This window comes from Actinopolymorpha pittospori, from assembly GCF_014873875.1.
In the GTDB taxonomy this organism is placed as follows: domain Bacteria; phylum Actinomycetota; class Actinomycetes; order Propionibacteriales; family Actinopolymorphaceae; genus Actinopolymorpha; species Actinopolymorpha pittospori.
The window spans coordinates 1464053-1487927 of record NZ_JADBEM010000001.1 but is presented as its reverse complement, the minus strand read 5'-3'; the positions used below and the strand labels follow the sequence as shown (position 1 = coordinate 1487927).

Sequence of the window (23875 nt, the reverse complement as noted above, 5' to 3'; positions counted from 1 at the left end):
CGGCGGCGTCGAGTTCTAGGGTCGGGGACCGTGAGCGATGAGGCGAAGGCGAGCGGTCCCTCTACCGTCGGACGGGGAGACGACCCCGCGGACGGCTGGTTCCCCGAGAGCGTGGCCACGGGCTATGACGGACCGGGTGGCGCGAACGCACCCGAGGTGGTGACGCCCGCGGTGGACGTCCTCGAAGACCTGGCCGATGGCGGTCCGGTGCTCGAGTTCGCTGTCGGGACCGGGCGGATCGCCGCGCCGCTGGCCGCGCGAGGCGTCGCGGTGAGCGGCATCGAGTTGAGCAGGGCCATGGCGGCGCGTATCGCGAGCAAGCCGGCGGGTGACGCGATCGACGTCACGATCGGCGACATGACGACGACGCGAGTGGCCGGTCAGTTCTCGCTGGTCTACCTGGTGTTCAACACGATCAGCAACGTGACCACGCAGGACGGTCAGGTCGACGTCTTCCGCAACGCGGCGGCGCACCTACGGCCGGGCGGGCTGTTCCTCGTCGAGGTGGGCCTGCCGGACCTGCGCCGGCTGCCGCCCGGGCAGGACACCGTTCCGTTCACGGTGGCGCCCGGCCGCGAGGGTGGCGGCTATGTCGGCTTCGACCAGTACGACGTCGTGACGCAGGAGTTCACGTCGAACCACGTGACGGTGACACCGGAGGGGAAGGGGCGCTTCTTCCGCATCCCGTTCCGCTACGCCTGGCCGGCTGAGATGCACCTCATGGCGCGCATCGCCGGGATGAACCTGAAGTACCGCTGGGCCGGCTGGGACCGTTCGGAGCTGACGGCGCAGAGCACCAAGCAGGTGTCGGTCTGGGAGAAGCCCCCGAGCGCGTGAGGCTGGGTGGAGGGCGCGCGTAGAATTTCTGCCCGCCTGTCCGAGAGTCTGCGCCACAGGCTCGACCGATGAACGAAGGTTCCGTCGCGATGAGCGAAACCACGCTGCCGCAGCCGGTTCGCAATGACCCTCCGGTGGGCGCTGACGAGCGGGCGATGCTGGAGTCCTGGCTGGAGTTTCACCGGGCGACGCTGCTCACGAAGCTGGACGGACTCGGTGAGAGGGAGCTGAGGACCCGTTCGGTTCCCCCGTCCGGTCTGTCCCTGTTGGGTCTCGTACGTCACCTCACCACGGTCGAGCGCAACTGGTTCCGGCTGGCGTACGAAGCAGGCTCAGTGGCGGCCGAGGACCCGGACCAACCGGTCGAGGATGCCTTCGACGGGGTCGACCAGGCCGATGTCGCCCGCGATCTCGCTTCGTATCGGGAGGAAGTCGATCACAGTCGTCGGGTGGGCGGGCGGCAACAGAGCCTGGACTCGACCGGCACCGGCATCCGAGGCGGTCGACGCATCGCTCCCACGCTGCGCTGGATCTACGTCCACATGATCGAGGAGTACGCCCGACACAACGGCCACGCGGACCTGTTGCGCGAAAGAATCGACGGTGTGGTGGGCGTGTGACTCCCTTCCGCGACTCCCACCACGGCGAAGGGGCCGAGTCAGGGATGGTTCCCCGCCCGATCGCGCATCCGGTGCCCGAGCTTCATCCGCTGCTTCGTGCCCGGTGGAGCCCGATCGCCTTCGACTCCTCCCACGTCCTGACCGACGCGGCGGTGGATCTCCTGCTCGAGGCGGCGCGCTGGGCCCCGTCGGCGGGCAACTCACAGCCGTGGGCGTTCGTCACCGCGGTGCGCGGACGCCCCGAGCATGTGCGGATCACGCACCGTCTCGCGCCGAGTTCACGGCGGTGGGCCCCCGATGCCAACCTCCTGGTGGTGAACGTCGCGCACCGCTACGTCGAGGACACCTCGATGGAGTTCTCCGAGTTCGCCGACTACGACCTCGGCCAGGCCGTGGCCCACATGACCCTGCAGGCACAGGCGATGGGCCTGGCCTGCCGTCAGTTTCGTGCCTTCGACCTGGACGGGCTCACCGCCGACCTCGAGCTCGCGCCGGGCTGGCAGGTGCTGTCGATGACCGCCGTGGGACGCCCGTTGGGTGAGTCCCCGGAGCGGGAGCGTCGAACGCTGACTCACCTTCGGCAGGCGCCGCTCAAGGCGTCCGGCGCGGAGTCGTAGCAGCGCACGGCACACACCCACGCCGCAGTCGTCTCGCCTGTCCGAACGCCGTCAAGAAACGGTTGACGAGGGAGCAGGTATCACGGAACGCGCCCCCACCCTTCCTTTTTCGCACGGGGCGGGGGGCAAGTACAAGACTTTTCTTTCGGGTGTTGGGTGCAACAGACTCATGACTCGTGGACGAGACGAGCGTGGGAAGCAACCGACACCGAGTGATCGCTGACGCCGCGGCGCTGCGTTCCCGACTCCAGCACGTCTACTGGATCGGCGGTGGGAGTGGTGCCGGCAAGTCGACCGTCGCACGTCGGTTGGCGGCTCGGTACGGCCTGCATCTGTACGCGACCGACGATGTGATGTCCGATCACGCCGGGCGGAGCACCCGCGAGGACAGCCCGTTCCTGAGCGAGTTCGCTGCCATGGACATGGACGAGCGGTGGGTGAACCGGTCTCCGGAGGTGATGCTCGAGACGTTCCACTGGTACCGGGGTGAGGGCTTCGACCTGATCCTCGAGGACCTCCTCCGCCTGCCCGGTGAGCCCCGCGTGATCGTCGAGGGTTTCCGGGCGCTTCCGGGCCTGGTGAAGCCGCTGCTCACCGTACCCAGCCACGCGGTGTGGCTTGCCCCGACGCCGGAGTTTCGCTGGTCCGCGTTCGAGAGTCGGGGTTCGACGTGGAGCATCGCCAGCAGGACCGGGAACCCTGGGAAGGCTCTGCACAACCTGCTCGAGCGCGACCGGTTGTTCACCAGTCGCCTCCTGGCGGAGGTGAAGGGGCTCGGACTGTACGCCATCGAGGTCGAGGAGACGATGACCGAGGACGACCTGGTCGAGGAAGTGGCGGGGTTGTTCGAACTCTGAGCGGGGCGGCACCCGCCGCGGCCGGCGTGGACGGGGTGCGTTCCTCAGTCCAGTCGAACGGGGCTGTCCGCGGCGCGAACGAAGTCGGTGGTCGAGCGCTCCGCCCGGGCGTGGGCGAGGACGCGTCCCCGCTCGGAGTCGGGGAAACGGTCCAGCATCGCGCGCAGTTCTTCGGCGTCGACGTTGGCGCCGAACAGCTCAGAGCCCGGGTCGAGGCGGATCCCCTCGGCGAGCGGGCCTGCCACGATCGGATCGAACCCGAGGTCGTCGACGAGGGACCCGACGGCGGCGAGGTCGTCCTGGTCGTCACCGGCGATCGCGATCGCCTTGCGTCCCGGGGCCCCGGCGGGTCGTGCCCCGTCCTCGAGGTCGTGGTAGCCCATGTGGTTGAACGCCTTCACCACGTGGGAGTCCGGGAGGAACGCGTGGACGACCTCGCTGGAGGAGGTCCGCGGATCGGTGAGGTCCTCGCGCGGACCGTCGATCTCCCACCAGTAGTTCATCGCGTCGACGACCAGCTTGCCGCGCAGGGCCTCGACGGGGATGTTGCGGTACTTGCCGAGTGGGAGGGCAAGGACGACGATGTCGGATCGGGCCGCGGCATCCGCGGCTGTGGTCGCGACCGCGCCGGGGGTGAGGACCTCTATCGTCAGGGCGATCTTGGCGGGATCACCTGACCCGGCGATGAGCACCTGGTAGCCCGCCGCCACCGCGAGCCGGGCGAGTACGGTGCCGAGCTTGCCGGCGCCGAGGATGCCCAGGGTCGGGCGGTGCTCCGCGGTGGCGTTCATGTCCCCTCCAGGTAGGTGGCGTGTGAAGGCGCTGGTCAGCCGGCGAGGATGTCGCGGACCATCGGCATGACCTTCGTGCCGTAGAGCTCGACCGCGCGCAGGCGTGCGCTGATCGGCTGCGCTCCGGCGGTGTAGATGAGGTCGAAGCGCCCGACGCCGAGGTTGTCGACCGCGCGGGCGATCTTGCGGGCTACCGTCTCGGGTGAGCCGACGTACATGGAGCCGTGCTCGATCTCGGCGTCGTACTCCTCGCGCCGGATCGGCGGCCAGCCTCGCAGCCGCCCGATCCGGTCCCGCATGACCTTGTAGTGCGGCCAGAAGATCTCCCTGGCCTCCTCGTCGGTGTCGGCGATGAAGCCCGGTGAGTGCATGCCGACCGGATGCGCGACGGTGCCGAACTGGTCGGTGGCCCTGCGGTAGAGGTCGATGTAGGGAGCGAAGCGGTCCGGTGCGCCACCGATGATGGCGAGCATGAGCGGCAGGCCGTAGTGCGCGGTGCGGACGACCGACTGCGGTGAGCCACCCACGCCGACCCAGGTGGACAGGCGCCCGGACTCGGTCTTGGGGAAGACGTCGGCGTCCTCCAGCGATGCGCGCTTGGTGCCGCTCCAGGTGACGGGCTTCTCGTCGAGGAGCTTGACGAACAGGTCGATCTTCTCCTCGAACAGCTCGTCGTAGTCCTGCAGGTCGTAGCCGAACAGAGGGAAGGACTCGGTGAAGGAGCCGCGGCCGAGGATCACCTCGGCGCGCCCGTTGGAGAGCGCGTCGACGGTGGCGAACCGCTGGAAGACCCGCACCGGGTCGTCGGAGCTCAGGACCGTCACACCGGATGCGAGGCGGATGCGTGAGGTGCGGGTCGCGATCCCCGCGAGCACGGTCTCAGGGGTGGAGATGGAGTACTCGGGCCGGTGGTGCTCGCCGAGGGCGATGACGTCGACGCCCAGCTCGTCGGCGAGCTCGGCCTCACGGACGACCTGCCGGATCGCGGCGGCGTGGGAGACAGGATTGCCGGAGTCGTCCTGCGGCACATCGCCGAACGTGTCGAGTCCGAAGACGAGATCGCTCATGAGGGGGTCCGCTCCCACCAGCTCGGTTGATTGGTGCGCGCCCATCATGCCGGGAAATGGTTGACGCGTCAATAAACCTTACGGGGAGTAGGCGGGAGCCACAAAACCGCAGGTCAGGCAGGTAGCGCTGGGACCCGAGGTGCGTACTTGGCGGCCTTTGCCGAGGCTGCCCCGGTCGCCCTGACCTGCCCAGACCGTCCTGCCCGCGCGGACCGCGCCGCATGCCTCACCGAGGGGTGATGGCCTGCTCGAGCAGGTCCTGGAGGAGACCCTGCTGCTTCGGCGTCAGGCCGCCCAGCGGTGAGTCCTGGGTGAGGAGTTCGAGGAGTCGCTCGCGCAGGGCGCTGCCCTCGGCGGTGAGGACAAGTTGCCTGGCGCGGCGGTCGGTCGGGTGGGCGCGACGCTCGACCAGGCCCTGGGTCTCCAGCCTGTCGACGACGAAGGTGGCATTGGAGGGCTCGCAGCTCATGCGGTCGGCGAGCTCGCGCATGGTCATCGGACCCGTCATCTCTCGCAGCGCGGTCGCCTGGGGCGCGGTGAGACCCAAGGTGACGGCGCGCTCGCGTACGTGGTCGGCGATCTGCTGGGCCAGCCCGTTGACCAGGCCGCACAGCTCTCGCTCGGCGACGGCCTGGGACTCCGGGGACTTCGTCATGCGCCCCATCGTAGCAAGTCCATCAAGTCAGAACATTTAAAGCTTGAATAGTTCTGGCTTGATGTTTATGGTGGCGTCGTCGCCTCGAGGGGAGCGGCGACGACCCGACACCCGTAGGAGAAGGGGACCATGGCGAACTTCGCGGTTGGCCAGGACGAGCGGCTGCGGCGGCCGGCGGGAATCCGCTCGGTACGGCTGGGCGACACCAGGGTGTCGTTCGTACCGGACGGCGCTGTGCGGCTCCCGCCACGCGGCTGGCTCCCGGACACCACCGATGCGGTGTGGGCCGCCCATCCGCACTACCTGGACGCCTCCGGCCACCTCGTGGCGAGCATCGGCGGCCTCCTGGTGGAGACCGGCGACCGCGCCCTGTTGATCGACGCCGGGTTCGGGCCGCAGTCCTTCCCGCCTGACCCGGGCACTCCGCGCGGCGCGATCCATGGCGGCGCGCTCCTGGGCAGCCTGGCCGAGCTCGGGCGCGGGCCGGCGGAGATCGAGGCGGTGGCCTTCACACACCTGCACTCCGACCACCTCGGCTGGGCCTGGCATCCCGCTCCAGGTGGTGACCGTCCCGCGTTCGCCCATGCCGACTACCTCGTGTCGGAGCCGGAATGGGCCGAACGCGACGCGCAGGGCATGACCACGGAGATGCTCGCCGGACTGACGCCGCGGGTCCGCACCGTGACCGAAGGGCAGGAGATCTTTCCTGGTGTGCGGGTCCGGATCACCGCCGGTCACACGCCCGGGCACGCGGAGTACGTCATCACCTCCGGCGGGCGGCGCCTGATCGCCTTCGGTGATGCCCTGCACTCACCCATCCAGGTCGACCACCCGGAATGGTCCGCGGCCGTCGACCACGACCCGGCCCGGTCCGCCGATCACCGCCGTCGCCTGGTCGCCGAACTGGAGGAATCCGACACGATCGGCTTCGGCATCCACTTCGCCGACGTGGTGTTCGGGCAGGTCCGGCAGGACGGTGACGGGCCCGCCTGGCGCCCCCTGAACGCCTGAATCCCCCGCGGACGGGCGGGCGCCCTGACTGGCGTTCGCGTGGGAATGCCGGAGAGGTGCGGGGAGTTCCAAGGGATGTTGAAACTTCAACAGAGTGCCCGCGTGCCGACGGGCCCGTCCCCGGACAGGAGTGACATGTCGATCGAGACGCTCGCCGAAGAGTACGAACGTGGCCAGCAGTTCTTCCTCCTGAAGGACTACATCGGCGCCGCGCGCATCCTGGCCGAGGTCGTCGCCGCCGCCCCGGACAACACCGCGGCCCGGCTGCTGCTGGCTCGCGCCTACTACCACTCCGCCCAGCTCGGCCGGGCCGAGGCCGAACTGCGGCTGATCCTCGAACAGAACCCGTGCGAGGAGTACGCCTACCTGCTGCTCGGGCGGACCCTCGAGCGGCAGAGCAGGCAATCCGACGCGGCGCCGTATCTGCGGCTGCACGCGGCGATGACCGGGGCCGCCTGACCCGGTAACACGTCGGTGGATCAGGGCCGGTGCCCAAGACCCGCCCTGATCCACCGACACCCCTGAGAGCCGACGGGGGCCATGCCACGTGAACGGCGTGCACAACTGGACAGCACCGGGTCGGCGCGACAGGCTTTCACGATGAAGTCTCGAACCGACGGTATGTGGTGGGGAACGGCCATCGAGGCACCCGACCCCGGCGCTCTGGCGAGGTTCTACTCCGACCTGCTTGGTTGGCCCATCGGCCACGAGGAGCCCGGAACGTCCATCCTCGCGGCTCCCCAGCCGGGGATCTACATCGTCTTCCAGCAGGCGACCGACTACCAAGCCCCCGTATGGCCACCGGCCGACGGGCAGCAGCGCCCGATGATGCACTTCGACTTCCAGGTCGGCGACCTCGATTCCGCGGTCGCTGACGCACTCGTACTGGGAGCCACGGAGGCCACGGTCCAACCGCGGGAGAATGTCCGCGTGCTCCTCGACCCAGCCGGGCACCCCTTCTGTCTCTGCCGAGACGACGGCTGATCCCAGCCTCCACAGACAATCGATCAACCCCTACGTGTCAGAAGGTTCCGGCCGCTTCCGGATTTCCGAACCGTCTGGCGCATCGGTGTGCCGGCGGCGGAATCCGCTTGACGGTCGTGACCGTCGTGGGCAGGCTGGCCTGACCGCGACGTGGGCCGGGAGCCGTACATGGCTTGCTGGCCAGTCGCCCGCCGACGGAACAGCAGGGGAAGGGGGTGCGGAGTTGAACCTGCCGGTCATGCCCGCGCCACCGCCCCTACCGTTCCGCTGAGCGCGGACCAGGGCGGGTGGCTCCAGCCCCCGCGGAGGTCACCTTGTCCGATCTCAGGTCCGATCCCAGGTCCGACCGCTTGTCCGAACGACTCTCCGGCCGACTGTCCGCTCCTTGCGTCCGTCGCGCGTTCCTCGACGAACTCGACGTTCGACCCGATCCGTTCCAGTTCCACGCCATGGACGGGCTCGACGACGGCCGTTCCGTTCTCGTCATGGCACCAACCGGGGCGGGAAAGACGTTCGTCGCCGACTACGCGGTGGCGCGCAGCCTTGCTGCCGGCACCACCGCCGTCTACACCACGCCGCTGAAGGCACTCAGCAACCAGAAGTACCGCGACCTGTCCACCCGGCTCGGTCAGGACCGGGTCGGGCTCATCACCGGAGACCGGACGGTCAACCCCGGTGCTGCGGTGCTCGTCGTCACGACGGAGGTGCTGCGGGCCATGCTCTACGAGTTGCGAGGAACCCCGAACGAACGCGAAACGGCTGCGTCGTCGGAGGGCCGCCCGGCGGCGGGAGCGCCGGCACTGGCCCGGTTGGGTGTCGTCGTCCTGGACGAGTTCCACTATCTCCAGGACGCCGAGCGCGGCGCGGTCTGGGAGGAGGTCGTGATCAACACGCCTGCCGACGTACCCCTCGTCTGTCTGTCCGCCACGATCCCGGACGTCACACTCGTGCACGACTGGCTGACCCAGGTCCACGGTGCGACCGAGCTGGTCGTCGCGGACCAACGGCCGGTGAAGCTCAACCATCTCTACGCCGTCGGCAACCTACGCCGGGCCGCGCCGATGCTGCTTCCGGTGTGCATCGACGGACGCCTCAACACCGCGGCCGAACTCCTCGACGGTACGCGACGCGACGCCCGTGGCGAGGGTCTGCGCGCCCGCGACCGGGACCGCCCCGTCCCGCCGTCCAGGCCCGACCTGATCGAACACCTGCGGGTGAACGACCTTGTGCCCGCGATCTGGTTCGTCCTGTCGAGGTCCGGCTGCGACCAGGCCGTCGCCGACTGCCTGGCCGACGGTGTCCAGCTCACCACCGAGGGGAACGGGTACGGATCCGGGCCCTGGTCAGCGAATCGCTGGCCCCCTTGTCGGGAGGGGAACTCCGCGCGATCGACGCCGCCGGCTGGCAGGACGCGCTGGAGTCCGGCGTCGCGGCCCACCACGGCGGGCTGGCACCGGTCCAGCGCGAGGTTGTCGAGGCGGCGTTCGCCGAAGGACTCCTGAAGGTCGCCTTCGCGACGGAGACGCTCGCGCTGGGTGTCAACCTGCCCGCCCGCACGGTCGTGATCGACCGCGTGCTGCGCGCCAGCGGGGAGCTGCTGGACGCGGGGGAGTTCGCCCAGCTCGCCGGCAGGGCCGGCCGCCGCGGCATCGACGTTGCGGGGCACGTGGTGGTTCCGTGGTCGCCGCACGTCCCCTTCCATCGGGTCGGCGCGCTCGTCGGCGGGCACCTGGCGGCGATCCGGTCAGCGTTCCGGGTAACGCCCGCGATGGCCCTCAACCTCGTACGCACGGGTACGCCGGACGAGGCGCGCGCCACGGTCGAGTCGTCGCTACGGCACCGCTGCGCCCAGGAGCAGGCGGCGATCCTGCGTACCGATCTGGCCGCTCGACAAGCCGAACTCGCCGAACTCGCCGAGCAGGCTGAATCCGACGCGCTCGTCGCCGCTCGGGACGAGACAGGAACGGCGCGACGCGACTCCCTCGAGGCGGACCTGGCCGGCGTCCGCCCTGGCGATGTCGTCGTCGACACCGGCCGGCCGTCCTACGGCCCGACGGTCGTCCTGGCCGTGAGTACCAAGCGGGGCGCCACCTGCGTCGAGGCCATCCACACCAGCGGGCGCGCATCCAGGTCACGCCGTCGAGCCTGCGTGGCCGCCCGGCTGTCCTCGCCCACCTCGACCTGCCGGACTGGGAGCCGACCCAACGCGGGCACGCCAAGCGCGCCGTCGACGCGCTGGCCCGACTCGACCTCGCGCCCGCCGGGCTCGACCCCGCCACTGCGCCAAGCCCGCGTCCCCCCGCGAAGTCAGCCGCGGCCGGACGACGGCTCGCCGAACGACGCAACCGACTGGCCTCGACACTCGAGAGTCTGGAGACGCTGCTCGCGCAGACGACGGCCGATGTGAGGATGGAGCTCGATCGGGTGATCCGACTCCTCCACCACCGGGGACACCTTGTCAACTGGACCTTGGCGCCGTCCGGTCAGGCGGTACGGCGACTGTTCCATCCCTCCGGGCTGCTGCTCGGGGAGTGCCTCGTGGCTGGAGTCCTGGACGGACTGGAGCCCGCCTCGCTCGCGTCGGCCGCGTCGTGGTTCACGGCGCGCAGCCGCCTCGGCGGGCCACCCTCGACCGGCATCGCCACGCCGGAGCTGGCCCAGCGATGGGAGACCGTCCGCGCCATCACCCGGGCAGTCCAGGCCGACGAAATCGCCGAGGGGCTGTCCCCGACGCCTCACCCCGAACCCGCGCTCGGCGTACCAGTCCACCGATGGGCCGCGGGATCGCCGCTCGACGTCGCGGTGGGCACCAGCGGCGTCCTGGTCGGAGACGTCGTCCGCGAGATACGCCAGGTGGCCGAACTCCTGGACCAACTGGCCACCATCTCTGGCGACCACCAGACACCCGCGCGGGCTGCCGTCGTCGCGCTGCGCCGCGGTGCCGTCGTCGCGGCGGACGAGCAGACGGTATCTGACGAAACGATGCCTAACGAGACGTTGTCGGCGTAGCCGGCGAGCAGGGCTGGACTAGTGACGTCGAACGCGTAGCTGCTCTCGATCACGCTCGAGTGGGCGGCCACGGCCTCGAAGCAGGACCCGACGTCCGCCGAGTGAGCTGACCAGTACGCGCTCGACGGCGCGGCTCGTCCGAAATGATGCCCTCATGGGCGAGTCGGCCCATGCGCGTCATGACCTCGCGCTCGTGAACCCGTCCCGGATCACCGTCGGCGCTCAGTGGTGGTTGTGACAGCAGGGTGCGGCGTCGCCTGTGCCGTTGGTGCCGAGATCGTCGGAGCGTCCGGCTTCCAGGCGCGACCACTGGGCGGTGGGCCGGCCGTTGCTGCGGAACTGGTCGCCGTCCGTCCCGAACCGTTGGGGCCAGCCAGAAGGCGAGTTCTCCCAGGTCTCCTGCCGGCCGTAGAGGGTCATGTCGAGCAGCGCGTAGGTGTTGGACAGCGCCTCCGCGGCACGTCCGCTGCTCCAGTAGGTCTCGAACACCTGGTCGCCGTGCCGCAGGTAGCAGACCTGCATGCCGAACCAGCGTCCGGCGAGCAGCGCCTCGGCGGAGTCCCTGGCGGAGTACCACGGCATGTCCCACCCCATGAAGTCGCGGTAGCGGACGCCCTCCTCGTAGGGGCCTTGGCAGAACGTCGCGTAGGTGACGTCGCGCGAATGCAGGTAGGACAACTCGCGAACCTGCCCGTTGAAGAACGTGCAGCCCTCGCACTGGCCTTCCGCGGGTCGGCCGGCGTGCCACATATGGAAGTACGCGATCAGCTGGCGACGGCCCTCGAAGACCTCCAGCAGCGGGACGGGCCCGTGTGGACCGACCACCTCGATCGTGGGATCGACCTCCACCATGGGCAACCGGCGACGGGCCGCCGCGATCGCGTCCCCCTCGCGGGTGTGGGCCTTCTCCCGGACCAGCAGATCGTCAAGCTGGGCCTGCCAGTGGGCCCGGTCGACCACCGTGGGGAGTGGAGCGGCGTCAGTGGTGGGCTCGTCGTTCATGATCGCCTCCGTGTGCTGTGTTCCCGTGGAGCGTTCCTTCCATGCTTGGACCGCGGCCGGGAGCGAAACTCATCGCGACGAGCACACCGAATCAGGCTTCGGGCGGGCGCGCCCGAAGCCCATCGGTCGACGAGACGGGGCTTGATCCGCGTGGACGTTACGCGACGTGAGGAGTCCGGTTCTCAGCGCACGTCCTCGAGGAAGTCGAGCACCCGGCGGGTGAGCAGGGCGGTCGCGGCCGGGTCGTGGGCCGGCAGCGAGGAGTCGGTGAACAGATGCTCCTTGCCGGGGTAGAGGAAGAGTTCGGCCTGGTCGGTGGAGGAGACCAGGGCGCGCGCGGCGTCGATGTCGCCGCCCTCCTCGGCGAAGAAGGGGTCGGCGTCCATGCCGTGCACCTGGACGGGAACGCCCTCGGGCCAGGAGCCGCCGAACTCCGACACCGGAATGCAGGAGTGGAGGAGCAACGCTCCCCGGGCCCCGGCGCGGGTCTGGGCGAGGTGCTGCGCCGGCATCGCGCCGAGGGAGAAGCCCGCGTAGACCAGTGCGTCGCCGAGTCCCTCGACCGCCGCGACGCCGCGTTCGAGGATCGTGTCGAACCCGGTCTGCCGCGCGTAGGCGAGTCCGTCGTCGAGGGTCTGGAAGGTCTGTCCTTCGTAGAGGTCGGGAACGTGGACGGTGTGGCCCGCCTGACGTAGCTCGTCGGCGAAGGCCTTCACTCCCTGTGTCAGTCCCTGCGCGTGGTGGTAGAGCACGACCTCGGCCATAGCTACCTGCTTTCGACGCGAATGATCCAAATAATTCGAACGAACCGATATGCTAGTCTGATCGGACCATGTCGAGCAATCCCCCGGTCCCGGACTACGACCTCGAGGACACCGTCGAACTCACCACCGCCGAACAGGTGCGGGCGATCAGCGACCCCCTGCGCACGACCATCCTCGGCCTGCTGCACGAGCGGGCCGCGACCGTGACGGAACTCGCCGGCGCGGTCAAACGCCCCAAGAGCACGGTGGCGCACCACGTCAACGTCCTGGCCGGTGCGGGCCTGCTGCGCGTCGTACGAACCCGGCGCGTCCGGGCCATCGACGAGCGCTACTACGGCCGCACCGCGCGCATGTTCTACGTCGGCCTGGGCCGGCAGGCCAACGGCGAGGCGCTCCCGCCGGACTTCAACGACTTCGAGGTCGCGGCGAAGGAGTCCGTCGCCGCCTACGACGCCGGCCAGATGCGCTCCTTCATCCGGCATGCCCGGATCCCCGAGGAGCGGGCGGCGGAGTTCTGGGACCGCGTCGAGCAGGTGATCCACGAGTTCGACCGGCTGCCTCGCTCCGGCGACACCGTCTACGGCTTCACCGTGGGCCTGTATCCCATGCTCGACTACCCGACCCTGCCGCCCCGGGCCGACGAAGAGGACTGACGAGGAGGACTGACCCGCGACGGGTTCGGGCCGGCACATCGGTAGTGCCGTTCCCCGCGAGTGTCAGGGAAACAAGCTGGTGTGGCCTGGTGTGGCCGAGGCTGGCTCGGGGCTCTCCCGGATGCTTGACAGTCCGCCGGGATGGCTGGAGGGTCAACCGCATCCTGCTCTGGTGGGGAACCCGCGGGCGAAGGGGACGTGTGGCTCGCCGGCGTTCCCCTGTTCGGTCCGCTGTTGCCGCCGCTCCGGGAAGGCCCTCGCCGATGAGATCCTGGTCCCTACGCCCGCTCGCCCTCGGGCTCAGCACGCTCGCCCTCGCGGCCGGTGGCCTCCTCGCCGCGGGCCCGGGCCAGGCCGAGGTCTCGGCGACCGGCACGGCCGACCCGGCGGACCCGACAGAGACGGCAGAGACGGTGCCCGTGGTCACCGTGCGGCCCGATCCGTCGTACCAGCAGCCGGCGTTCGAGGGCTGGGGAACCAGCCTCGTGTGGTTCGCCAACGCCACCGGCGAGTACCCCGAGCCCATCCGCGAACGCCTGGCACAGCTCGTGTTCGGCGAGGACGGCCTCAACCTCAACATCGCCCGCTACAACATCGGTGGCGGCAACGCCCCTGACGTCGCGGACTACCTGCGTCCCGGTGGTGCCGTGCAGGGATGGTGGAAGGCGCCGGAGGGGACCACGCGGGAGGACGTCGACTGGTGGTCGGCCGACGACCCGGCCGACTGGAACTGGGATGCCGACCAGACGCAGCGTTGGTGGGTCGACCGGATCAAGCAGGACATCACGACGTGGGAGACGTTCAGCAACTCTCCGCCGTGGTTCATGACCGAGTCCGGGTACGTCTCGGGCGGGTTCGACGCCTCGCAGGACCAGCTCAAGCCGGGCAGCGTCGACGACTTCGCGCAGTACCTCGTCCGGGCGACCGAACACCTCGAAGACGCGCACGGCATTCGCGTCGACACCATCGACCCGTTCAACGAGCCGAACACGAGCTACTGGGGCACCACCCTCGGCCCTGACGGCAAGCCGGTCGGTGGCCGGCAGGAGGGCGCCCACATCGGCCCGGGCCCGCAGCAGCAGGTGATCCGGGCACTGGCGCCGGTCCTGGACGCCTCGACCACCGAGGCGCGGATCGCGGCGATGGACGAGACCAACCCGTCGACCTTCGTACGGAACTGGACGAGCTACCCCGCCGAGGTCAAGGCGGCGGTCAGCCGGATGAACGTCCACACCTACGGCACCGGCCAGCGCACCGCGGTCCGCGACCTGGCCAAGTCCGACGACAGGCCACTGTGGATGTCGGAGGTCGAAGGGGACTGGGGCAACGGGCAGGACTTCGAGGACATGACTCCGGGGCTGGGCCTGGCCCAGCAGATCACCGACGACCTGAGGGAGCTCGAGCCGTCGGCCTGGGTCTTCTGGCAGCCGGTCGAGGACTACGACAACATGGCGCCGGGTGGGGAAGGCGACCTCGGCGGCAACTGGGGCGAGATCCAGCTGCCCTTCGACTGCACCGCGCAGGACACGCTGCAGACCTGCGCCATCCGGACGAACCAGAAGTTCAACACGGCCCGCAACTTCACCCACTACATCCGGCGCGGCGACCAGCTGGTCAAGGTCGACGACACCAACACCGTCGCGGCGATCCGCTCCGACGCACGCGGCGCCACCCTCGTCCACACCAACAAGTCCACGTCCGCGCGGGACGTGCGCATCGACCTGTCGAAGTTCTCGACCGTCGGTCCGAACGCCGCCGTCACCGCCGTCGTCACCGACGCGTCGGGCGCGCTGGTCGAAAGGGCCGCGGTGCCGGTCGAGGCCGCCACGGCCACCGTGCGGGTACCCGGCCAGTCCGTCACCACCCTCGTCGTCTCCGACGTGAGCGGGGTGGCCGAGGACGCCGCCACGATCCGGGCCGGTCACGCCTACCGGTTCGTGGGCGTCCAGAGCGGCAGGTCGCTCGACGCCGAGCAGCAGGGCCTGGTCATCCGTACCACCGACGGTGCCAGAGGCGACCAGTTGTGGACCCTCACCCAGCTGAGCCAGGGCTGGAGCAACCGCGAGCGCTACCAGGTACGCGCACTGGACGGCCGCCAGGTGGCGCTGCGGTCCGGTTCCCTCGTGCTCGAACCGGCACAGAAGGCGCCCGATGAGGCGGCGCAGTGGTATCTCTCGACCACCGGCGACGGCACCTACACGATCGCCAGCGTCACCGGACCCGGAAACATCGAGGTCGGTGGGGAGGCCAGCGCCGACGGGTCCGCCGTCGGGACCTGGCAGCCCACCGCCGGCCCCAACCAGCGGTGGCGGCTGGTCGACGAGACGATCCAGGCGATCACCGACGTCGACGTGTTCACGATGCCCGGCGTCGCCCCGACGCTTCCGGCGACGGTGACCCCGCAGCGCGTCGGCGGTGCGGGAGCGGCCATCCCGGTGCAGTGGCGGCCCGTGCCGCCGCTGCGATGGGAACGCGTGGGCAGGGTGGTCGTCGTCGGTACCGCGACGGACCCTGCCACCAGCCGTACCTACGCGGTGCGGGCGGTGGTCGTCGTGGACACCGTGTCGAGCACCGAACCGGCGTCGGCGCGCACCTACGTGGGTGGCACGCCGGAGCTCCCCTCGACGGTCACCGCCGTGTCCGACCGGCACGACGCGCGGGTGCGCCTGCCCGTCGCGTGGATGACCGACGACGTGACCTACGGCCAGGTCGGCGAGGTGACCGTACCCGGGACGGCGACGTTGCCCGACGGGTCCACGCTCCCGGCCTCCGTCGTCGTCACCGTCACCGAGCCGGTCGAGGCCAACGCCGCGCTCACGCCGGGCACCCTCGCCGCCGCGACCTACACCGAGCCGGGCTACTCCGCGCAGGGCGTCGTCAACGGCGACCCCTCGGACAAGGCGTGGTCGAACTGGCGCTCGGGGACGCAACGGCCCGGTGACACGCTCTCCGTCACCCTCCCTGTCCCACGGGACGTGACCCGCGTGGTGACGCGCTTCTACCAGGATGGCGGGAACGTCAGCTATGCCAGGACCGTGCAGGTGGAGGCCCTCCTCGCGGGCGCGTGGCAGCCGGTGTCGGAGGTCGTCACCGTCGACGCGACCGGCCCCGCCGCCCCGGTGGTCTCGGTGCCCGTCACCCTGGTCCGTACGAGCGCGGTGCGGGTCGTCATGACCGCGAACGGCTACATGACCGTCAGCGAGGTGGAGGTGTTCGCCAAGTCCCCGACGTGAGGCGGCGCCGAGCCCGAGCAGCGCGCCAGGCGACAGACTTCGAAACGCGCCCTAGCGTGGTGACATGCGCACCCGGAGCGTGCGGCTGTCCCTGTGCGGCGACGTGATGCTCGGTCGGGGGATCGATCAGATCCTTCCCCATCCCGGCAACCCGGCGCTGCGGGAGACCTTCGCGCGGGATGCCGCGACCTACGTCGAACTGGCGGAAGAGGTGAACGGCCCGATCGCCCGTCCGGTCGACTTCGCCTGGCCGTGGGGTGAGGCGCTGCACCTGCTGGAGGAGTTCGAGCCCAGCGTGCGGGTGGTGAACGTCGAGACGAGCATCACCCGCAGCGACACCTTCGACCCGGACAAAGGGATCCATTGCCGAGTGAACCCGGCGAACCTTCCCTGCCTGAACGCGGCCAGACCCGACGTCTGCGTCCTGGCGAACAACCACGTGCTGGACTTCGGCTACCCGGGGCTCGAGGAAACCCTCCGGGCGCTGTCTGATGCGGGCCTGCGGTCGGTGGGCGCGGGCCGGAACGTGCACGAGGCCCGCCGACCTGCGATCCTTCCCCTCCTGGGTGGGGGACGAGCGGTGATCCTCGCGATCGGGATGGCTTCCAGCGGCATTCCAGAAGCTTGGGCCGCCTCTGAACAGCAACCCGGCGTCGATTTCCTGGCCGAGCCGTCTCGGGCGGCCGCCGCCGAAGTCACCGACCGGGTTGGTGCGGTGAAACGTCCTGGCGATGTCGCAGTCGTCTCCATCCACTGGGGGTCCAACTGGGGCTACGAGATCGGAGACGATCAGGTCCACTTCGCGCATGCACTGATCGACGGAGGCGTCGACGTGGTCCACGGGCACTCCGCGCACCATCCGCGCCCCGTCGAGGTGTACGAGGGCAAGCTGATCCTGTACGGCTGTGGTGACTTCGTCGACGACTACGAAGGCATCGCCGGCTATGAGGAGTATCGCGACGACCTGCGACTCCTGTTCCTCGTCTCCCTGGACCCCGACACCGGGAGACTGTCCGATCTCCGGATGGCGCCGCTGCACGCCCGGCAGATGCGCCTGCGGCACGCGTCGGGTGAGGACTCCCAATGGCTACGCGCGATCCTGGACCGGGTCAGTAGCCGCTTCGGTTCACGCATCGACCTCGAGCCGGACGGCATGCTCGTTCTCCGGTGAGCACACCGCGGCCCGACTGTGACCGCTGCTACTGGCGGCGGCTACTCGGCGGGATGGTCGTCGATGTAGGACCAGTCGATGTCGTATCCCAGGCCCGGTCGCTGGGGGAGGTGGACGTAGCCGGCGGCGTCCATCTGGTCCAGGGGTTCCCGCAGGTAGGGCGGAGCCTCGTCGTAGTCGACCCCGGGTGCGAGCAGGCCGCGTTCGTAGAACTCGCTGGTGTCCTCGTGGGTGGCGGCGATCACGTGCAGGTTGCCGATGCCGCTCATGTGGATCTCGCAGCGCACGCCGTAGGCCTCGCAGACGATGGCGGTCTTCCGCGCGCCGGTGATCCCGCCGCGGAGGACGTCGATGCGGCTGATGTCGGAGGCTTCGCGCCGGATCCATTCGGCGCGGGTGAACACGTGCCCTTCGAGGATCTCCGGCGAGCAGACGGGAATGTCCAGCTCCCGGCACAGGCGTACGTAGGGTTCGACGCGGTGCTCGGGCATCGGGTGTTCGTACCAGTAGAAGTCGAGCTTCTCCAGCGCGCGACCGACCGTGAGAGCGTCCTCGTAGGTGTGGTAGGTGCCCCACGGGTCGAACATCAGAACGACATCGGGACCCACCGCGTCCCGCACCGCCTGGCTCGCCTCGATGTCCCAGCGGGTGTGGGAGGGGCGGGCCGGAACGGACTGTCCGGTCTCGGGATCCCAGTAATAGTAGGGATGGATCTTGTACGCCGGATATCCCTGCCGGACGCACTCGGCGGCGTGCGCGGCGTAGACCTGCGGGCTGCCGAGGTTCGGATACGTGCTCGCGTAGGCCTTGACGCGGTCGCGGCAGCCACCCATCAACTTGTAGACGGGCTGGCCGGCGACGCGGCCGGCGAGGTCCCACAGGGCCATGTCGATGACGCTCATGACGTTCTCGGGCGTCTTCGCTCCCCACATCCAGTGCCAGAACCGCTCCCGGTCGAAGGGGTTCTCTCCCACCAGCATCGGCTTGACGCGGTGCTCGATGTGGTCCCTCGCCGGCTGCGCGAGTCCGTCCTGGTCCCCGTGTCCGTGCCCGCCGAAGTAGTGCCCGGCCACGCCCTCGTCGGTGTGGACCGTGGTCACCGTCTGGACGACGCCCGCCCGGCGGGGGACGCCCTGGTGGAACCGGTCGACCTCCACCGTGAACGGTCGCACCGTGATGTCGGTGATCTTCATGCGTGAGCTCCCAGTCCGAGTGCCGCACACACCTCGTCCAGCTCCGCCCACGTGACCGGGTCGAGCTGTTCGGCGGGTCGGCGTACGTGTGCTGACGCGATCACGCCCTGGCGGCGCAACAGCTCCTTGTGCAGCAGGTGTCCCGCGCCGAGCGAACCGGTCGCGATCCGCAGCACGGGGGCGAGTTGGGTGTCGAAGATCTGCCCGGCGCCGTCCACGTCGTCGAGGTGCCAGCGCCGCCAGATCTCCACGAACGGTCCGGGGATGCTCGCCCACGGCATCGTTCCGACCGAGCCGCGGCGAAGCTCCTGGAGGAACCCGCCTCCGCCGGCTCCCCCGAAGATGCCCATCGAGGGCCCACATGCCTGGACGGCTTCGTAGACACGCAACACGGCCGGTGCGCTCTCGACCTTGGCGTAGCGGATGTTCGCGCTCTCCTCGCCGAGGGAGCGGATCAGCGCGGGCGGTACGTGGTTGGTCGCGGTGTCCTGGATGATCACGGGTACGTCGACCCGCTGGGCGATGCTGGAGAAGTAGTGGCCCACCTCCGCGGCCGGCGCGGGGCCCGGTGAGGTGCAGATGACGGCGTCAGCGCCGAGGTCCTGGGCCCGCATGCTGTAGCTGACCGCCGTGTCCGTCGCCTGCGTCCCGGTGTTCATCATGACCGGGACCCGCCCGCGCGCCTCGTCGACGACGGTACGCAGGACCGTGTCGCGTTCTGGCTCGGTCAGCTTGTAGACCTCGCTGCCCAGGGCGATGCCGAGTCCGTGGACGCCGGCGCGGATGGTGAAGTCGACCAGGCGGCGAAGGCTCTCGTCGTCGATGCGGCCCTGCTCGTCGAAGGGCGTCAACAGGATCGGGACGATGCCGTGCAGCGCGGGAAGGTCCCGCCGCGATCCGGGTGCCCCGTCCGCCACCGCCTCGGCTGCTGCCGCCTCGTCCGCTACAGCCATGTCAGCACCACTCCCAGGTAGTCGTTCGGCTTCTCCCGCAGACCGTCGTAGGCCTGCGCCACCTGCTCCGCGGGCAGCCGGTGGGTGATCAGTGGCTCGACGCGCAGGCGCCCCGAGGCGAGCCAGTCCAGGGCGGTGACGGTGTTCTGCTGGATGGAGCCCACCGCCAGGGCACGGGGAGCACCGGGATGCGCCATTCGGAGCCACTGCGCAGGGTGAGGAAACGCAGGAAGATCTCGCCCATGACCGCTCCGGTGGGGACGGTGTTGGTTTCGCCCGCCCAGGGCGCGCCGACCATCACGACCTCACCGCCGTCGGCCGCGAGGCGTACGGCCGTGACCAGTGCCTGCGCCGAACCCGACGCCTCGACGACGAGCCGATGGCCTCGCCCCAGATCGCCTTCGGCTTCCGGACCGTTCACGTGGCCGACGCCGCAGCGTCGCGCGAGTTCGCGTCGGTGCTCTGACAGGTCGAGCGCGTGCACGCGCATCCCGGCGCTCTGCAGGACCTGGGCGGCGAGGTTGCCGACGAGTCCCAGCCCGACGACCGCTGCCTCGTCGCCCCCTCGAGCCGTCGTCGTCAGCATCGTGGTCATCGAGACGACCGCGAACCTGGCGAAGGCGGCCTGCTCGTCCGGCAGGCCGTCGGGAACCGGCACGCACAGAGCCCTCCGCGCGTCCACCCGCACCACCGACGCGTGCGGCGCCATCGTGTAGACCCGATCACCGGGGCCTGACGGCGAGCTCGCGACCGGCCGCGAGCACCGTGCCCACGTTCGCGTAGCCGACGTCCTCCCGGGGAAAGGAAGGCGGCCGGCCGGAGTCGGCGAGCGTCCATCCGAAGAGTCGTGCGAGTTCGGTCCCTGGGCTGATGACACTCACGTGCGTACGAACGACCACCTCGTGAGGTCCGAGGTCGTCGACGTCGACCGTGCGCGGTTGGAGCGTGACGGTGCCGGGCGTGGTGAACACGACGCGGTTGGCGTGCGGCATAAGGGCGCCTCCTCCGTCACCATAACGACGGTCACGGGTCGATCCGCAGGCCGCCGACCAGATCCGGCACGCGATTGTCCGGGATGGCTCAGCACCCTGGAGACCTGTGCGTGGCGGTGTTAGCGTCGAACGCTCACGGCGTTGTCGACAGCCATTCGCCGCCACCGTTCGTCGGTTTCCTAGCTCCGTAACACTGGCAAGCGCTATCCCGCATGTGTTCAGGCCCGCCGGATGATCGTGGTGAGGAGGACCGTGCCCATGACTGGCGTACGTCATCGGTCTGGTGAACTGAGTAGGCGAGAGCTTCTTCGCACTGGCGCAGGTGCGCTCCTGGTCGCGACGGCCACCACCAGCTGCGACCTGCTCTCGACCGATCCCTCCGACAAGGGCGCCAACGGGCAGCCCCCACGCGGAAACGAGGCCGCCTCGGCCCGCAACGGGCGGGAGGCGCCGATGCTCGCGGAGCGGGTCAAGGCCGGAAAACTCCCACCCGTGCAGGAGCGACTGCCCGCCGAGCCGCTCACCGTGAAACCGAACGACCGGGTGGGCGTCTACGGCGGCGACTGGCGCAGCGCCATCGCCGGCCCCTCCGATGCCGCCTGGCTACAGCGGACGACCGGCTACGAAACGCTCATGCGCTGGGATCTGCAGTTCGAGCAGGCGATCCCGAACGTCGCCAAGGAGGTCAAGGTCGAGGACGGCGGTCGCACCTACGTCTTCACCCTTCGGCGCGGCATGCGCTGGTCCAGCGGAGAACCCTTCACCGCCGACGACATCGTCTTCGCCTACGACTCGGTGATGGGGAACACCGACCTCTACCCCGACGGCCCGCCGGACTTCTGCAACGTACGGGGAAAGCCCGGGACGATCGAGAAGGTCGACGACCAGACCGTACGCTTCAGCTTCGCCGCACCGAACGGGCTCTTCCTGGAGAACCTCGCGACCCTGTACTCCTCCGACCTGACGAACCTGCCGCGGCACTACTTCGAGAAGTTCCACGCGGAGTTCAATCCGGACGCTCAGGCCCTGGCCAAGCAGGAGGGTGAGGGGCACTGGGCGACCCTCTTCCAGGCCAAGATGGACACCTGGAGCAACCCGGAGCATCCGGTGCTCTTCCCGTGGGTCCCGGTCACCGTGTTCGGGGAGGGGCAACGGCTCGTCTACGAGCGCAACCCCTACTACTGGAAGGTCGACCCGCAGGGAAGCCAGTTGCCCTACCTCGACCGGCTCGTCATGGCGGTCATCGGGGAGCCGGAGACCATGACGCTACGGGCGTCCGGCGGCGAGATCGACATGCAGGACCGGACCATCAACACCCCGGTCAACAAGCCGGTGCTGGCGCGCTACCGCGAGTCCGGCGGATTCGACTTCTTCGACGAGGTTCCCACCAGCTGTGTCACCTTCGCCATCGCGCTCAACCTCAACCACAAGGACCCGGTGAAGCGGCAGATCTTCCAGAACCGCGACTTCCGTGTCGGCCTGTCCCTCGCGATCGACCGGCAGGAGATCATCGACGTCGCCTACCAGCGTCAGGGCGAGCCGTTCCAGGTCGCTCCGCGGCCCGACTCACCGATGTACGACGAGGAGATGGCCAAGCAGTACACGAAGTTCGACCCGGCGTCGGCGAACGAGTATCTCGACCGTGCCAGCTACCGCGAACGCGACGGCTCCGGCTTCCGGCTCGGCCCGGACGGGCGGCGCATCTCGATCAGGGTGGAGCATCCCAGCGGTCCGACCTCGCAGACCGACCCCCTCGAACTCGTCAAGAACTACTGGAAACAGGTCGGAGTGGAGCTGCAGAACAGGCCCGAGGACCGCTCGCTGTTCGAGGAGCGCCGTACCGCCAACGAACACGACGCCACCACCTGGGGCGCCGAGGGCGGCGGGAAGATCGAGCCGATCCTGCGTCCGGACTGGTTCCTGCCCTCGAGGTTCGAGTCGATCAACTACGCACCCCTGTGGATGCAGTGGTACGAGTCGAACGGCCGGTCCGGTGAGCGCCCACCCGAGATCGTGCAACAGCAGATGGCGTTGTATCGCAAGCTGAACGAGACGGTCGACCCGGACGAGCGCATCACCCAGATGAAAGAGGTGCTCCGGATCGCGAAGGAGTACTTCTACCACATCGGAATCAGCCTGGCGCCGCCCGGCTTCGGCATCGTGAAGAACAACTTCCACAACGTTCCCGAGAAGATGCCGGCCTCCTTCATCTGGCCGAGCCCCGGACCGTCCAACCCCGAGCAGTACTTCATCCAGAGCAGCTAGGGAGAGAGGCCGTCATGGCGAAAGGTGAGGTGTTCGCGCCTGAGTGGCACGAGGTGGAGGACCTCGAGACGGGGGTGAAGTCCCGCCAGCTGACCGATCACAAGGCGCACAGCCATCACCTCTACTTCACCAACTCCGGCTGGTACGACGACAACCAGCGGCTCCTGTTCGGCTCGGACCGTGGCGGGGCCAGCAACCTCTACAGCCTCGACCTGCGCAGCGGTGAGTTCCGTCAGCTCACCGACCTCGAGGAGCCGCGGGGAGCGGGATCCGGCTCGTTCCAGTCGACGTCGGTGAATCCGCGGCGGGCCGAGGCGTACTTCTGGCGGCAGGGAAAGCTCTTCGCGATCGACCTGGACACCCTGGAGGAGCGCCTCCTCTACACCGTCCCGGCAGGGTTCAGGGGCGGCGGGCAGACCAACGTCTCAGCCGATGGCGCGTACGTGTGCGTCAACATCGGGCAGGACATGTCCGACCGCTTCCGGATGGATCTCGGGGCGGGGTACGTCGGGATGGCGGAGTACTGGGCGGCCAACCCACGGTGCCAGGTGCTGCGGATACCAACGCAGGGTGGCGAGGCGGCGGTGGTCTGGGAGGAGGAGAGCTGGATAGGCCACATCAACACCTCACCGACCAGGCCGAACCTGCTCACCTTCTGCCACGAGGGGCCATGGCACAAGGTCGACCATCGGATCTGGATGCTCGACCTGGACACAGGAGACGCCTGGAAGCTGCGGCCGACCGCGCCCCGGGAACGTGTCGGCCACGAGTACTGGTTCACCGACGGGGAGCACGTCGGATACCACGGCTGGACCGAAGGCGGCAGCGCGTTCCACGGAGCGGTCCGCTACGACAACACGGCTGTGGGTGAGTATCCGCTCTCGCACACGTCGATGCACTTCCACAGCAACGACCTCAACCTGATCGTGGGGGACGGAAACCGCAACCTGCCCAGGCTGTTGCTGTGGCGGCTGACGGAGACGGGTTTCGAAGGCCCCAGGGTCCTGCTCCGGCATCGGGGCTCGTTCCACATCCAGGCCGTCCACGTCCACCCGCGCGTCAGCCCCGACGGCAGCCAGATCCTCTACACCACAGACGCCCGCGGCTACGGGAACCCGCACCTGGTCGACATTCCCGACTTCGACTCGCTGCCGCCCCTGGACGACGAGGCGGGCTGATCGAGCCGCGCCGCCGCGGGCGA

General features: G+C 69.3%; 23 protein-coding genes and 1 pseudogene. 15 read left to right on the top strand and 9 right to left on the bottom strand.

The window, feature by feature from the left end:
• The first annotated feature begins 30 nt into the window (after positions 1–30).
• From HEB94_RS07020 to HEB94_RS07005, 4 genes are all read left to right on the top strand, one after another.
• Complete coding sequence (locus HEB94_RS07020) at positions 31–837, top strand: methyltransferase domain-containing protein (RefSeq protein WP_192749154.1); 807 nt, start codon at positions 31–33, stop codon at positions 835–837.
• Positions 838–905: 68 nt separating this feature from the next.
• The gene (locus tag HEB94_RS07015) at positions 906–1457 is read left to right on the top strand and encodes a DinB family protein (RefSeq protein ID WP_238361453.1); all 552 of its coding nucleotides are present in this window, start codon (positions 906–908) and stop codon (positions 1455–1457) included.
• On the top strand, positions 1454–2074 hold the full coding sequence (locus tag HEB94_RS07010) for a nitroreductase family protein (protein WP_337917497.1): 621 nt from the start codon (positions 1454–1456) through the stop codon (positions 2072–2074). The genes HEB94_RS07015 and HEB94_RS07010 overlap by 4 nt, the downstream gene beginning before the upstream one ends.
• Positions 2075–2265: 191 nt before the next feature.
• On the top strand, positions 2266–2931 hold the full coding sequence (locus HEB94_RS07005) for a shikimate kinase (RefSeq protein WP_202896185.1): 666 nt from the start codon (positions 2266–2268) through the stop codon (positions 2929–2931).
• A 44-nt stretch (positions 2932–2975) separates the two neighbouring features.
• On the opposite strand, the gene HEB94_RS07000 is transcribed toward HEB94_RS07005, so the two are convergent.
• The 3 genes from HEB94_RS07000 to HEB94_RS06990 all read right to left on the bottom strand — a co-directional run bounded on the left by HEB94_RS07000 (position 2976) and on the right by HEB94_RS06990 (position 5444).
• Positions 2976–3722 (bottom strand): NADPH-dependent F420 reductase, encoded by a 747-nt coding sequence (locus HEB94_RS07000; RefSeq protein WP_192749153.1) that lies wholly within the window; start codon positions 3720–3722, stop codon positions 2976–2978.
• A gap of 35 nt (positions 3723–3757) precedes the next feature.
• On the bottom strand, positions 3758–4789 hold the full coding sequence (locus HEB94_RS06995; protein ID WP_192749152.1) for an LLM class flavin-dependent oxidoreductase: 1032 nt from the start codon (positions 4787–4789) through the stop codon (positions 3758–3760).
• A gap of 226 nt (positions 4790–5015) precedes the next feature.
• Positions 5016–5444: a MarR family winged helix-turn-helix transcriptional regulator gene (locus HEB94_RS06990; protein ID WP_192749151.1), complete on the bottom strand. Its 429-nt coding sequence runs from the start codon at positions 5442–5444 to the stop codon at positions 5016–5018.
• Between the two features lie 129 nt (positions 5445–5573).
• Between HEB94_RS06990 and HEB94_RS06985 the strand changes: the two genes are divergently transcribed.
• From HEB94_RS06985 to HEB94_RS06965, 6 genes and pseudogenes are all read left to right on the top strand, one after another.
• Complete coding sequence (locus tag HEB94_RS06985; RefSeq protein WP_192749150.1) at positions 5574–6455, top strand: MBL fold metallo-hydrolase; 882 nt, start codon at positions 5574–5576, stop codon at positions 6453–6455.
• Positions 6456–6590: 135 nt separating this feature from the next.
• Positions 6591–6914 carry a tetratricopeptide repeat protein gene (locus tag HEB94_RS06980; RefSeq protein ID WP_192749149.1) on the top strand — a complete coding sequence of 108 codons (324 nt, stop codon included), beginning with the start codon at positions 6591–6593 and terminating at the stop codon, positions 6912–6914.
• Between the two features lie 141 nt (positions 6915–7055).
• Complete coding sequence (locus tag HEB94_RS06975) at positions 7056–7439, top strand: VOC family protein (RefSeq protein ID WP_238361452.1); 384 nt, start codon at positions 7056–7058, stop codon at positions 7437–7439.
• A gap of 287 nt (positions 7440–7726) precedes the next feature.
• Positions 7727–8365: pseudogene (locus tag HEB94_RS52310) on the top strand (DEAD/DEAH box helicase); the annotation flags it as partial.
• 437 nt (positions 8366–8802) lie between these two features.
• Positions 8803–9846 (top strand): helicase-related protein, encoded by a 1044-nt coding sequence (locus HEB94_RS50335; protein WP_273375024.1) that lies wholly within the window; start codon positions 8803–8805, stop codon positions 9844–9846.
• 2 nt (positions 9847–9848) lie between these two features.
• Entirely contained in the window at positions 9849–10448 is a 600-nt protein-coding gene (locus tag HEB94_RS06965; RefSeq protein WP_192749147.1) for a hypothetical protein, read from the top strand.
• Positions 10449–10670: 222 nt separating this feature from the next.
• On the opposite strand, the gene HEB94_RS06960 is transcribed toward HEB94_RS06965, so the two are convergent.
• Entirely contained in the window at positions 10671–11450 is a 780-nt protein-coding gene (locus tag HEB94_RS06960; RefSeq protein WP_192749146.1) for a DUF899 family protein, read from the bottom strand.
• A gap of 182 nt (positions 11451–11632) precedes the next feature.
• Positions 11633–12214, bottom strand: a complete 582-nt coding sequence (locus HEB94_RS06955) for a dienelactone hydrolase family protein (protein ID WP_192749145.1) — start codon at positions 12212–12214, stop codon at positions 11633–11635.
• A gap of 68 nt (positions 12215–12282) precedes the next feature.
• On the opposite strand from HEB94_RS06955, the gene HEB94_RS06950 reads away from it, so the two are divergent.
• The 3 genes from HEB94_RS06950 (at position 12283) to HEB94_RS06940 (ending at position 17271) form a co-directional block, all read left to right on the top strand.
• Positions 12283–12867, top strand: a complete 585-nt coding sequence (locus tag HEB94_RS06950) for an ArsR/SmtB family transcription factor (protein ID WP_192749144.1) — start codon at positions 12283–12285, stop codon at positions 12865–12867.
• 263 nt (positions 12868–13130) lie between these two features.
• On the top strand, positions 13131–16100 hold the full coding sequence (locus HEB94_RS06945) for a glycoside hydrolase (RefSeq protein ID WP_192749143.1): 2970 nt from the start codon (positions 13131–13133) through the stop codon (positions 16098–16100).
• 64 nt (positions 16101–16164) lie between these two features.
• On the top strand, positions 16165–17271 hold the full coding sequence (locus tag HEB94_RS06940) for a CapA family protein (protein WP_192749142.1): 1107 nt from the start codon (positions 16165–16167) through the stop codon (positions 17269–17271).
• A 41-nt stretch (positions 17272–17312) separates the two neighbouring features.
• Here HEB94_RS06940 and HEB94_RS06935 read toward each other — a convergent pair whose 3' ends face one another.
• The 4 genes from HEB94_RS06935 to HEB94_RS06920 all read right to left on the bottom strand — a co-directional run bounded on the left by HEB94_RS06935 (position 17313) and on the right by HEB94_RS06920 (position 20409).
• On the bottom strand, positions 17313–18464 hold the full coding sequence (locus HEB94_RS06935) for an enolase C-terminal domain-like protein (protein ID WP_192749141.1): 1152 nt from the start codon (positions 18462–18464) through the stop codon (positions 17313–17315).
• Positions 18461–19417: a dihydrodipicolinate synthase family protein gene (locus HEB94_RS06930; RefSeq protein ID WP_192749140.1), complete on the bottom strand. Its 957-nt coding sequence runs from the start codon at positions 19415–19417 to the stop codon at positions 18461–18463. The genes HEB94_RS06935 and HEB94_RS06930 overlap by 4 nt, the downstream gene beginning before the upstream one ends.
• Before the next feature lie 88 nt (positions 19418–19505).
• Positions 19506–20126: a zinc-binding dehydrogenase gene (locus HEB94_RS06925; RefSeq protein WP_192749139.1), complete on the bottom strand. Its 621-nt coding sequence runs from the start codon at positions 20124–20126 to the stop codon at positions 19506–19508.
• Positions 20127–20139: 13 nt separating this feature from the next.
• Positions 20140–20409, bottom strand: a complete 270-nt coding sequence (locus tag HEB94_RS06920) for an MDR/zinc-dependent alcohol dehydrogenase-like family protein (protein WP_192749138.1) — start codon at positions 20407–20409, stop codon at positions 20140–20142.
• Positions 20410–20667: 258 nt separating this feature from the next.
• On the opposite strand from HEB94_RS06920, the gene HEB94_RS06915 reads away from it, so the two are divergent.
• Complete coding sequence (locus HEB94_RS06915; RefSeq protein WP_192749137.1) at positions 20668–22674, top strand: ABC transporter substrate-binding protein; 2007 nt, start codon at positions 20668–20670, stop codon at positions 22672–22674.
• Positions 22675–22688: 14 nt separating this feature from the next.
• Positions 22689–23852: an oligogalacturonate lyase family protein gene (locus tag HEB94_RS06910; RefSeq protein ID WP_192749136.1), complete on the top strand. Its 1164-nt coding sequence runs from the start codon at positions 22689–22691 to the stop codon at positions 23850–23852.
• Positions 23853–23875: the final 23 nt, after the last annotated feature.